The organism is Salinivibrio sp. ES.052, assembly GCF_900141775.1.
Taxonomy (GTDB): domain Bacteria; phylum Pseudomonadota; class Gammaproteobacteria; order Enterobacterales; family Vibrionaceae; genus Salinivibrio.
On sequence record NZ_FSRI01000002.1, the window covers coordinates 22,501 to 34,745 of the forward strand.

Consider the following 12,245-nt stretch of genomic DNA (forward strand, 5'->3'; position numbering starts at 1 on the left):
CTGGAGGTGCTCCCACAAGACGCGCGACTGAGTGTTTTTCCATAAATTCGGACATATCAATCCGGACCATGGCGTCACGACTATCAAACATAAATTCAGCGAGCGACTTACACAGCTCCGTTTTCCCCACCCCTGTTGGGCCTAAAAATAGGAAGGAGCCTATTGGGCGATTAGGATCGGCAAGCCCAGCACGGCTTCGACGAATAGCATTGGCAACCGCGCTGACCGCTTCATCTTGGCCTATCACGCGAGCATGCAATGCCGATTCCATTTTTAGCAGCTTCTCTTTTTCGCTTTCCAACATACGAGAAACAGGGATCCCCGTTTGGCGGGCAATGACATCAGCGATCTCAGCCTCAGTCACCCGGTTTTTCAACAGGGTCATTTCCTGCATCTCGGCTTGACTAGCCAAGTCCAGTTGCTTTTCTAGTTCTGGGATCTTGCCGTATTGCAGCTCAGACATTCGACTCAAGTCACCCGCCCGACGTGCAATCTCCATATCGGTCCGTGCTTGCTCTAAGGCTGCTTTGATATGTTGTGCGCCAGATACCGCGGCTTTTTCGGTATTCCATACCTCTTCCAGTTCTGCATATTCACGCTCTTTCGCCTCGAGCTCTTCGCGAAGCGTCTCTAAGCGCTTTAGACTTGCACTGTCTTCTTCTTTTTCTAACGCTTGCTGCTCAATTTTAAGCTGAACAATACGCCGCTCAAGTCGATCCAGTGAATCAGGTTTGGAGTCGATTTGCATTCGGATGCTGGAAGCCGCCTCGTCAATCAGATCGATGGCTTTATCTGGCAGTTGCCGATCTGCAATATAGCGATGTGACAAGCTAGCAGCAGCAACAATAGCGGGATCCGTAATTTCTACCGCATGGTGCAGTTCATAACGCTCTTTCAAACCACGTAAAATCGCTACCGTGTCTTCAACATTCGGCTCATTCACCAAAACTTTTTGGAAACGACGCTCTAATGCCGCATCTTTTTCTACGTATTGGCGATATTCATCAAGGGTCGTTGCCCCCACGCAGTGGAGCTCACCACGTGCCAATGCAGGCTTGAGCATATTACCCGCATCCATCGCTCCTTCGGCTTTACCCGCCCCCACCATCGTGTGGAGTTCATCGATAAAGAGGATGACATTGCCTTCCTCTTTGGCGAGTTCATTAAGCACCGATTTGAGTCGCTCTTCAAATTCCCCACGGTACTTAGCACCAGCTACCAGTGAGCCCATGTCGAGAGAAAGGACACGTTTACTACGTAAGCCTTCTGGCACCTCACCGTTAACAATACGCTGAGCGAGGCCTTCCACAATGGCGGTTTTGCCGACGCCCGGCTCACCAATCAGCACAGGGTTGTTTTTAGTTCGGCGCTGAAGCACTTGTACCGTACGGCGAATTTCATCATCACGCCCGATTACCGGATCAAGCTTACCTTGCTCAGCCCGTTCGGTGAGATCGATGGTGAACTTCTCAAGCGCTTGTCGATTTTCTTCCGCATTGGGGTCATCAACTTGCTGGCCGCCACGAACTTTCTCTATCGCCTCTTCAACTTTTTGCGAAGTCAGGCCATGACTCCGTAGGAGTTCGCCAAGCTGACCTTTGTCTTCCACCGCAGCCAACACAAAAAGCTCAGAGGAAATATATTTATCTTTGCGCTTTTGTGAGACTTTGTCGCAGAGGTTAAATAGGGTGCCTAGATGATTAGAAAGTTGAACCTCACCGCCGGTGCCCGTGACTTGTGGTAACCGGTCTAGTAGTTCGGAAAGGCTAGAGCGCAACTGGCTCACATCCACGTTCATCATGGTCAATAATGGACGAATCGCACTACTGTCTTGATTCAGCAATGCGGTCATCAAGTGAACGGGTTCAATATATTGATGGTCTCGTCCTAATGCGAGTGATTGCGCATCAGAGATAGCAATTTGAAACTTACTCGTAAAACGGTCAAGGCGCATAGCTCCTCCCATTTAACACCTTTAGTTGATGAATAAATGGGCACGATACAGGTATTTTTCAAGCGTCGAGTATGACTTTATTTTGCTCGCCAGATACACGTTGCCATCCGCCCCGTCTGCCCATCTCTTCGATATGAATAGAACTGGTCAGCTTGCTGATAGGTGCAGAACTCTCCCCCATAGATCGCTGTCACGCCTGCCCGCCTAAGTCGCTGCGTGGCGAGCACATAAAGATCAGCAAGGTACTTGTGATCGCCTTTAGGCATAAAGGCGGCCTTTGCCTCCGGTGACAGAGAGGTAAATGCCAGGTAAACATCTTCTCCCACCTCAAAGGCTTGAGGCCCGATAGCCGGCCCTAACCAAACGAGGCACTGGCTTGGATCCGCAAACATCGATAACGTCGTTTCCAGGACACCATGCAATAAGCCGCGCCAGCCAGCATGAGCCGCAGCAACTTGGCGACCATCATGACTACAATAAAGTACGGGTAAGCAATCAGCGGTCATAACGGTGCACACATGTCCTGTGACGTCTGTGAATGCCGCATCCGCCTCTAAGTTCGGACCATAATGCGGTAAACGTACTACTTGAGTACCATGCACTTGCTCAAGCCAGGTTATATCACCACGAACCTGCCTCGCGAGTGTCACACGATTTTGTTGTACTGCATTCGGCTCATCGCCCACATGCATTCCAAGATTCCAACCGGCAAAAGCGCCTTGGCTCACACCACCCGTCCGTGTTGTCGTTAACGCCTGTATATTATCCGGCGCCGGCCAATCCGGTTGGAGGTACTGCATCAGTATTCATCTTCCCCATTTTGCGCTTGGTCGGCGCGTAAATGTTCGGCTAATGTCACCATATCTTCGGGAACGGGCGCATGCCACTCCATTTTTTCACCAGTGATCGGATGGTCAAGACGTAGCATCGCCGCATGCAAAGCTTGGCGCTTAAACTGCCGTAATGCTTGCACCAAGGTTTCACCCGCTTGGCGTGGTGGCTTTGCTTTACCACCATATAAAGGGTCACCAACGAGAGGATGATTCAAATAGGCCATATGAACACGGATTTGATGAGTTCGTCCTGTTTCTAACCGCAAACGTAACCGAGTATGCCCGCGAAAGTGCTCTGCAACACGATAATGTGTGATCGCGGGTTTACCGAGTTCATGTACCGCCATGTGAGTACGTTTGGTGGAATGACGACCTATCGGTTTATCAATCATGCCGCCCCCGGTCATATTACCGATAGCGATGGCCTCGTATTCACGGGTGATTTTCCGTTTTTGCAAGGCGCGAACTAAGCGTGTTTGTGCCGGAATGGTTTTCGCAACGACCATCAAACCGGTTGTCTCTTTATCCAAACGATGCACAATGCCAGCACGCGGTACGTCGCCAATGTCTGGGTAGCGGTAAAGCAAACCGTTCAACAGTGTACCATCAGGGCAGCCAGCACCGGGATGGACGACAAGCCCTGTAGGTTTATTAATGACGAGAAGATCATCATCTTCATAGATCACATCAAGTGGTATATCTTGCGCAATCCAGCGATCGTCATCTTCGATTTCCGCCGTGATCTCAACCGCTTCTCCCCCCATTACTTTCTGGCGCGGTTTATCAATCGCAATGCCGTCGAGTGATACTTGACCTGCTTGAATCCACGTTTTAATCCGAGATCGCGAATAATCTGGGAATAACTCAGCAATTGCTTGATCAAGGCGCTGGCCCAATTGGTGCTCTTGGATCTGGTGTGATAACTCTATCTGTTGTGCCATATCGAACTTTTCTATGGTTTCTATGACTAAACCCTCGCGACAGTCGTTATAGTGGCGCTCGGCATATCGCCTATAAACACCTTTTGCTATAGTCGCCTGTCACTGGATAAAATAGCCGGAATAATGACATTGTATCTGTTTGCCGCTGTGACCGTAATCCAGATGGCATAAAAACTTTTCAAGGAAGTGCGATAACCCATGAAACGCCTAACCCTTACTGCAATACTGGCAGCCTCTGTTCTCGTCGGTTGTTCAAGCAACAACCAAGTTGTTCAAGACGATCCGCCCTCTAAACTGTACCAGGATGCTGAAGCGCAGTTAAACAAAGGAGCATGGATAACCGCGATTGAAAAGCTTGAAGCGCTGGACTCTCGCTATCCCTTTGGTGCTTATTCCGATCAAGTACAACTGGATCTTATCTATGCCTATTATAAGAATGACGATCTTGCCTTAGCCGAGGCAACTATCGACCGTTTTATGCGCATGCATCCAGCTCACTCAGAAAGTGACTGGGTTGCCTACATGCACGGCCTCGTTCATATGGCACAAGATCGGAGCTTGATTCATGACATCCTGCGTATGGAGCGGGATGATCGAGACCCTCAACCCGCACGTAAGGCATTTTCTGATTTTCACCGCTTACTCGAGCGCTATCCCAATAGCGAGTACGCTGCTGATGCAAAAGCCCGTATGTTGGCATTAAAAAATCGCTTAGCTAACTACGAGCTTGCGACTGCTGATTACTATATTCGCCGAGAAGCTTGGGTTGCCGCGGTTAACCGTTGCCAAGCGTTGCAGCGTGACTTCCCTGATACTGAAGCCGCCAAGGCGTCTTTGCCTCTTATGCTAAAAGCGTATAAAAAATTAGGACTTGAGGAGCCGGCTGAACGTACTCGTAAACTGATGGAGAAGAACCCCGTTTAGCGAATCAAGACTAATCATAGTGATTATAAACCTCCCAAACAAAGGGAGGTTTTTTATGCCCGTTCATTTACCAGCACGCATGTCCTACCTCAATGAGCGAATCCACACATTGAGATATAGAGAGGGTCGGTATCAAGGCCGGCTTTCAGTTCGATATAAGGTTGCTAGTCACTAAGCACACAATAGCGATATCCCCAAGGCAGGGACGAACAGGGATAGAGCGATGAAGAGCCTAGTTCGGGCAGACCTATAAACAAAAAAAGCCCTGACCGTTAGGTCAGGGCTTACTGTTTCTGTCTCATCAAAGTCTTACGCATATCAGCTTTGATGCTTAAATTGCGAGCTATGCGCAGTGAGTTTTGAAGCGAGACGCACAATGTATGCCAATACATGAGCATCGCAGCTATCAAAAATCGCAAGCAATAGGCGCAATTTATAATCAAAGCCTGGCGATGTCCTACTCTCACATGGGGAGACCCCACACTACCATCGGCGCTGCTTCGTTTCACTACTGAGTTCGGCATGGAGTCAGGTGGGTCCAAAGCGCTATGGTCGCCAAGCAAATTCGGTAATCTAGAAAGCTGTTCGTTCTCGCCACAATCAACTGGCTTATTTCGAGTCCAACCCAAAACCTCTTGGGTGTTGTATGGTTAAGCCGCACGGGCAATTAGTACAGGTTAGCTCAACGCCTCACAGCGCTTACACACCCTGCCTATCAACGTCGTAGTCTACGACAACCCTTTAGAGAGCTCGAAGCTCTAGGGATGACTCATCTCGGGGCCAGCTTCGCGCTTAGATGCTTTCAGCGCTTATCTGTGCCGAACTTAGCTACCGGGCAATGCGTCTGGCGACACAACCCGAACACCAGCGGTTCGTCCACTCCGGTCCTCTCGTACTAGGAGCAGCTCCCCTCAATCATCCAACGCCCACGGCAGATAGGGACCGAACTGTCTCACGACGTTCTAAACCCAGCTCGCGTACCACTTTAAATGGCGAACAGCCATACCCTTGGGACCGACTTCAGCCCCAGGATGTGATGAGCCGACATCGAGGTGCCAAACACCGCCGTCGATATGAACTCTTGGGCGGTATCAGCCTGTTATCCCCGGAGTACCTTTTATCCGTTGAGCGATGGCCCTTCCATTCAGAACCACCGGATCACTATGACCTACTTTCGTACCTGCTCGAGCCGTCACTCTCGCAGTTAAGCGGGCTTATGCCATTGCACTAACCTCACGATGTCCGACCGTGATTAGCCCACCTTCGTGCTCCTCCGTTACTCTTTGGGAGGAGACCGCCCCAGTCAAACTACCCACCAGGCACTGTCCTCACCCCCGATAAGGGGGCTAAGTTAGAACATCAAACATACAAGGGTGGTATTTCAAGGTTGGCTCCACGACAACTGGCGTCGCCGTTTCAAAGCCTCCCACCTATCCTACACATGTAGGCTCAATGTTCAGTGCCAAGCTGTAGTAAAGGTTCACGGGGTCTTTCCGTCTAGCCGCGGGTACACAGCATCTTCACTGCGATTTCAATTTCACTGAGTCTCGGGTGGAGACAGCGTGGCCATCATTACGCCATTCGTGCAGGTCGGAACTTACCCGACAAGGAATTTCGCTACCTTAGGACCGTTATAGTTACGGCCGCCGTTTACCGGGGCTTCGATCAATGGCTTCTCTTGCGATAACCACATCAATTAACCTTCCGGCACCGGGCAGGCGTCACACCGTATACGTCATCTTTCGATTTTGCACAGTGCTGTGTTTTTAATAAACAGTTGCAGCCACCTGGTATCTGCGACTGCCCATAGCTCCATCCGCAAGGGACTTCACCGTGGGCAGCGTACCTTCTCCCGAAGTTACGGTACCATTTTGCCTAGTTCCTTCACCCGAGTTCTCTCAAGCGCCTTGGTATTCTCTACCCGACCACCTGTGTCGGTTTGGAGTACGGTTCCTACTTACCTGAAGCTTAGAGGCTTTTCCCGGAAGCATGGCATCAATGACTTCACCACCTTGGTGGCTCGACATCGGGTCTCGACCGTGTGTAATCCCGGATTTGCCTAAGATTACAGCCTACACCCTTGAACCTGGACTACCATCGCCAGGCCCACCTAGCCTTCTCCGTCCCCCCATCGCAGTAAGTAGCAGTACGGGAATATTAACCCGTTTCCCATCGACTACGCCTTTCGGCCTCGCCTTAGGGGCCGACTTACCCTGCCCCGATTAACGTTGGACAGGAACCCTTGGTCTTCCGGCGTGGAGGTTTTTCACCCCCATTATCGTTACTCATGTCAGCATTCGCACTTGTGATACCTCCAGCATGCCTCTCAGCACACCTTCAACGGCTTACACAACGCTCCCCTACCCAATACGATAAATCGCATTGCCGCAGCTTCGGTGTATCGCTTAGCCCCGTTACATCTTCCGCGCAGGCCGACTCGACCAGTGAGCTATTACGCTTTCTTTAAATGATGGCTGCTTCTAAGCCAACATCCTGGCTGTCTGAGCCTTCCCACATCGTTTCCCACTTAGCGATAACTTTGGGACCTTAGCTGGCGGTCTGGGTTGTTTCCCTCTCCACGACGGACGTTAGCACCCGCCGTGTGTCTCCCGGATAGCACTTACTGGTATTCGGAGTTTGCAAAGGGTTGGTAAGTCGGGATGACCCCCTAGCCTTAACAGTGCTCTACCCCCAGTAGTGTTCGTCCGAGGCGCTACCTAAATAGCTTTCGGGGAGAACCAGCTATCTCCGAGTTTGATTGGCCTTTCACCCCTAGCCACAGGTCATCTCCTAACTTTTCAACGTTAGTGAGTTCGGTCCTCCAGTTGATGTTACTCAACCTTCAACCTGCCCATGGCTAGATCACTCGGTTTCGGGTCTAATGCAAGCAACTGTGCGCCCAGTTAAGACTCGGTTTCCCTACGGCTCCCCTATGCGGTTAACCTTGCTACTTACATTAAGTCGCTGACCCATTATACAAAAGGTACGCGGTCACCCCACAAAGGAGGCTCCCACTGCTTGTACGTAGACGGTTTCAGGTTCTATTTCACTCCCCTCACAGGGGTTCTTTTCGCCTTTCCCTCACGGTACTGGTTCACTATCGGTCAGTCAGGAGTATTTAGCCTTGGAGGATGGTCCCCCCATGTTCAGACAAGATATCACGTGTCCCGTCCTACTCGTTTTCACAGATATGGCGCCGTCGGTTACGGGGCTATCACCCTTTGTTGCCAGGTTTTCCAACCTGTTCACCTAACGCCAAGTCTGCTTAAGGGCTGTTCCGGGGTCGCTCGCCGCTACTGCCGGAATCTCAATTGATTTCTTTTCCTTCGGGTACTTAGATGTTTCAGTTCCCCGAGTTCGCCTCTTAGCGCTATGTATTCACGCTAAGATACCTGCTTATGCAGGTGGGTTTCCCCATTCGGACATCCCAGATTCAAATGGCTTTTACTGCCTTATCTGGGCTTTTCGCAAGTTAATACGTCCTTCATCGCCTCTGACTGCCAAGGCATCCACCGTCTACGCTTAGTCACTTAACCATACAACCCCAAAAGGTCTTGCTTATTTACTTTCACTTTTAAAAAGTGAAAACAAACGGTTTAAACAACTAAGGTTTTGTTTTTGCCGGACTCAAAATAGAGACTTTGCTTATTGCTAAGACAAAGCCCAAGCACACTTGATTGTGTGAGTGACATTACATGTCACTGATTGAGAACTTTACTGTCATTCTTAAAGAATGACTTTGTCAGCTTTCCAGATTGTTAAAGAGCATGTGTGTTTATCACGAGGATAAAACGCCACTTCTTAACCACACTCGAAAATGTGTTCATGAAGTGGCGTCCCATAGGGGAGTCGAACCCCTGTTACCGCCGTGAAAGGGCGGTGTCCTAGGCCTCTAGACGAATGGGACACGCTGATATGTTTGGGAACATATCCTCTTATAACTTCAACCTATACAATCTGTGTGAACACTCGCAAGAATAGCGTCAGTAAGGAGGTGATCCAGCCCCAGGTTCCCCTAGGGCTACCTTGTTACGACTTCACCCCAGTCATGAACCACACCGTGGTAAACGCCCTCCCGAAGGTTAAGCTATCTACTTCTGGTGCAGCCCACTCCCATGGTGTGACGGGCGGTGTGTACAAGGCCCGGGAACGTATTCACCGTGGCATTCTGATCCACGATTACTAGCGATTCCGACTTCATGGAGTCGAGTTGCAGACTCCAATCCGGACTACGACAAACTTTAAGGGATTCGCTTAACATCGCTGTCTCGCTGCCCTCTGTATCTGCCATTGTAGCACGTGTGTAGCCCTACTCGTAAGGGCCATGATGACTTGACGTCGTCCCCACCTTCCTCCGGTTTATCACCGGCAGTCTCCCTGGAGTTCCCACCATTACGTGCTGGCAAACAAGGATAAGGGTTGCGCTCGTTGCGGGACTTAACCCAACATTTCACAACACGAGCTGACGACAGCCATGCAGCACCTGTCTCAGTGTTCCCGAAGGCACCAATCCATCTCTGGAAAGTTCACTGGATGTCAAGAGTAGGTAAGGTTCTTCGCGTTGCATCGAATTAAACCACATGCTCCACCGCTTGTGCGGGCCCCCGTCAATTCATTTGAGTTTTAACCTTGCGGCCGTACTCCCCAGGCGGTCTACTTAATGCGTTAGCGCCGAAAGCCAAAGTCTAAAACCTCAACCTCCAAGTAGACATCGTTTACAGCGTGGACTACCAGGGTATCTAATCCTGTTTGCTACCCACGCTTTCGCATCTGAGCGTCAGTCTTTGTCCAGGGGGCCGCCTTCGCCACTGGTATTCCTTCAGATCTCTACGCATTTCACCGCTACACCTGAAATTCTACCCCCCTCTACAAGACTCTAGCCTGCCAGTTTCAAATGCGGTTCCGAGGTTGAGCCCCGGGCTTTCACATCTGACTTAACAAACCGCCTGCATGCGCTTTACGCCCAGTAATTCCGATTAACGCTTGCACCCTCCGTATTACCGCGGCTGCTGGCACGGAGTTAGCCGGTGCTTCTTCTGCAGCTAACGTCAAGCAATGCACGTATTAAGTACACTACCTTCCTCACTGCTGAAAGTGCTTTACAACCCGAAGGCCTTCTTCACACACGCGGCATGGCTGCATCAGGGTCTCCCCCATTGTGCAATATTCCCCACTGCTGCCTCCCGTAGGAGTCTGGGCCGTGTCTCAGTCCCAGTGTGGCTGATCATCCTCTCAAACCAGCTAAGGATCGTCGCCTTGGTAAGCCTTTACCTTACCAACTAGCTAATCCTAACTGGGCCCATCCCAACGCGATAGCTTACATGTAGTGGCCACCTTTGGTCCGTAGACATTATGCGGTATTAGCCGTCGTTTCCAACGGTTATCCCCCTCGTCAGGGCAGGTTCCCAGCCGTTACTCACCCGTCCGCCGCTCGACGTCCAGTATGTCCACCGAAGCTTCAATACTGCCGTTTCCGCTCGACTTGCATGTGTTAGGCCTGCCGCCAGCGTTCAATCTGAGCCATGATCAAACTCTTCAATTTAAGTTCTTTTGTTCGCTTTCCCAAAAGGAAAGACAAACGGCTCGATAAATACTGTTTTGTTCGTCTCCTAAGAGACAAACGAATTGACTGTGCCGAATAACTAAAAGTTATCGTTTGGTCACTCAGTTCATCGAATAAATCTTTTTGTCTATTCTCAACGAGTGCCCACACAGATTGCATAGGTCAAATTGTTAAAGAGCGTTGACTGTGCGAAGCTGCGCTTCGCTTGGTCAGGGCTGCGTATCTTACGCGCCTTACCGTTAAAGTCAAGAAGAAATTTTATCTTTTCTTTTTAGCCAACCGGCCAAAACAAAACCTCTTATTAACTTCCCTAACGCGTTGTCTGCGTTAAGTAGGGGTGCATTCTAGAGAAAACGTGACAACCGTCAACAATAAATTTCATTTTCTTTTTTGATTGGTCAAAATAAAACCTCATCGTCGACTTTTCCAGCATGATGGGCAATATCCATTCAATATGTACTGTTAGGACTCATATCGAGTAACAGATATGAGTCCTAACAGCACTTTGATTTTATCTATGAGTAACTCGTATCTCTACGTTGTTTAAACAAAGAAAAAGCCAGGCGATTAGCCTGGCTTTCTAAATATACTACATAATAATAATTAAATTATTCTGCAGCTTCCTCAGCGTCTTGCTCAGGGCGATCTACGAGCTCAATGTAAGCCATTGGAGCTTTATCACCTGAACGAACACCGCATTTTAGAATGCGAGTGTAACCGCCTGCACGTGAAGCAAAACGTGGGCCGAGTTCATTAAACAGTTTCGCTACCACTTCGTCGTTACGAGTGCGGGCGAACGCTACACGACGGTTAGCAACACTGTCGTTTTTAGCTAAGGTAATCAACGGTTCAATGACGCGACGCAGCTCTTTTGCCTTTGGCAAAGTTGTTTTGATAACTTCGTGAGTTACCAGCGAGCTAGCCATGTTGCTGAACATCGCTTTACGATGGCTGCTGTTGCGATTGAGTTGACGACCACTCTTACGATGGCGCATGACCTAATCCTTCTAACTAAATAATCAGTCTCTGATTAATCTTCAGCGATTGATGCTGGCGGCCAGTTTTCTAAGCGCATGCCTAGAGATAGACCACGTGATGCCAGCACGTCTTTAATCTCAGTTAAAGACTTCTTACCAAGGTTTGGCGTTTTCAGAAGCTCAACCTCAGTACGCTGTACCAGATCACCGATATAGTGAATCGCTTCTGCTTTCAAACAATTGGCAGAGCGAACAGTTAGTTCAAGATCGTCTACAGGACGCAGTAGGATCGGATCGAACTCTGGCTTCTCTTCTTTTTCCTCAGGGACACGGACATCGCGTAAGTCAACAAACGCATCTAGCTGCTCAGCCAGAATAGTTGCTGCACGGCGAATCGCTTCCTCAGGATCCAGTGTACCGTTAGTTTCCATATCAATAACCAACTTGTCGAGGTCGGTACGCTGTTCGACACGCGCTGCTTCCACTTTGTAAGCAATGCGGTCTACTGGGCTGAACGTTGCATCAACAAGTAGGCGGCCGATTGGACGCTCGTCGTCTTCGCTATCAATACGCGCTGACGCTGGTACATAGCCACGACCACGCTCTACCTTGATACGCATGCTAATTTCAGCGTTTGCATCAGTCAGGTGGCAGATAACGTGTTCTGGGTTCGCAATCTCAACACCACCATCATGGGTGATGTCGCCTGCAACAACAGGGCCTGCACCAGACTTGGTCAGAGTAAGGATAACTTCATCTTTACCCTCAACCTTAATGGCTAGGCCTTTAAGGTTAAGTAGGATTTCCAGGATATCTTCCTGAACCCCTTCTTTGGTGCTGTACTCGTGCAATACGCCGTCAATTTCAACTTCCGTCACCGCACAGCCTGGCATAGATGAAAGTAGGATACGACGTAGCGCATTCCCTAGAGTATGGCCAAAACCACGCTCTAGAGGTTCAAGAGTTACTTTTGCGTGCGTCGAGCTAACTTGTTCTATATCAACGAGACGCGGCTTAAGAAATTCTGTTACAGAACCCTGCATTATGTCCTCT

Annotated in this window: 6 protein-coding genes, 1 tRNA gene and 3 rRNA genes (1 of these 10 running past the window's edge); 1 reads left to right on the top strand and 9 read right to left on the bottom strand. The window is 49.8% G+C overall.

Annotated features, from left to right (window positions below; genetic code table 11):
• The 3 genes from clpB to rluD form a co-directional block, all read right to left on the bottom strand.
• A protein-coding gene (clpB, locus tag BUQ98_RS09555) for an ATP-dependent chaperone ClpB (RefSeq protein WP_074213653.1) crosses the window boundary here: on the bottom strand, positions 1–1,954 show its 5' portion. Its footprint begins 623 nt before the window's first position; 1,954 of the gene's 2,577 nt are visible here — the first part of the coding sequence; the start codon lies at positions 1,952–1,954; the stop codon falls past the left edge of the window.
• A gap of 77 nt (positions 1,955–2,031) precedes the next feature.
• Positions 2,032–2,754, bottom strand: coding sequence for a peptidoglycan editing factor PgeF (pgeF, locus tag BUQ98_RS09560; RefSeq protein ID WP_074213654.1), 723 nt, complete (start codon positions 2,752–2,754; stop codon positions 2,032–2,034).
• Entirely contained in the window at positions 2,754–3,728 is a 975-nt protein-coding gene (gene rluD / locus BUQ98_RS09565) for a 23S rRNA pseudouridine(1911/1915/1917) synthase RluD (protein WP_074213655.1), read from the bottom strand. Before rluD ends, pgeF begins: the two co-directional genes overlap by 1 nt.
• A gap of 198 nt (positions 3,729–3,926) precedes the next feature.
• Here rluD and bamD point away from each other — a divergent pair, with 198 nt between their 5' ends.
• Positions 3,927–4,652: an outer membrane protein assembly factor BamD gene (gene bamD, locus BUQ98_RS09570; protein ID WP_074213656.1), complete on the top strand. Its 726-nt coding sequence runs from the start codon at positions 3,927–3,929 to the stop codon at positions 4,650–4,652.
• Positions 4,653–5,096: 444 nt separating this feature from the next.
• Here the strand turns inward: bamD and rrf are convergent.
• From rrf to rpoA, 6 genes are all read right to left on the bottom strand, one after another.
• Positions 5,097–5,212: ribosomal RNA gene (gene rrf, locus BUQ98_RS09575) — 5S ribosomal RNA — on the bottom strand.
• 86 nt (positions 5,213–5,298) lie between these two features.
• Positions 5,299–8,188, bottom strand: a 23S ribosomal RNA gene (locus BUQ98_RS09580).
• A 295-nt stretch (positions 8,189–8,483) separates the two neighbouring features.
• Positions 8,484–8,559: transfer RNA gene (locus tag BUQ98_RS09585), tRNA-Glu, on the bottom strand.
• Between the two features lie 80 nt (positions 8,560–8,639).
• A 16S ribosomal RNA gene (locus BUQ98_RS09590) occupies positions 8,640–10,194 on the bottom strand.
• Together the 16S, 23S and 5S rRNA genes with 1 tRNA gene alongside form the textbook arrangement of a ribosomal RNA operon.
• A 629-nt stretch (positions 10,195–10,823) precedes the next feature.
• Positions 10,824–11,210 (bottom strand): 50S ribosomal protein L17, encoded by a 387-nt coding sequence (gene rplQ, locus BUQ98_RS09595; RefSeq protein WP_021024489.1) that lies wholly within the window; start codon positions 11,208–11,210, stop codon positions 10,824–10,826.
• 35 nt (positions 11,211–11,245) lie between these two features.
• The gene (rpoA, locus tag BUQ98_RS09600; protein ID WP_074213657.1) at positions 11,246–12,235 is read right to left on the bottom strand and encodes a DNA-directed RNA polymerase subunit alpha; all 990 of its coding nucleotides are present in this window, start codon (positions 12,233–12,235) and stop codon (positions 11,246–11,248) included.
• Between the last annotated feature and the right edge of the window lie 10 nt (positions 12,236–12,245).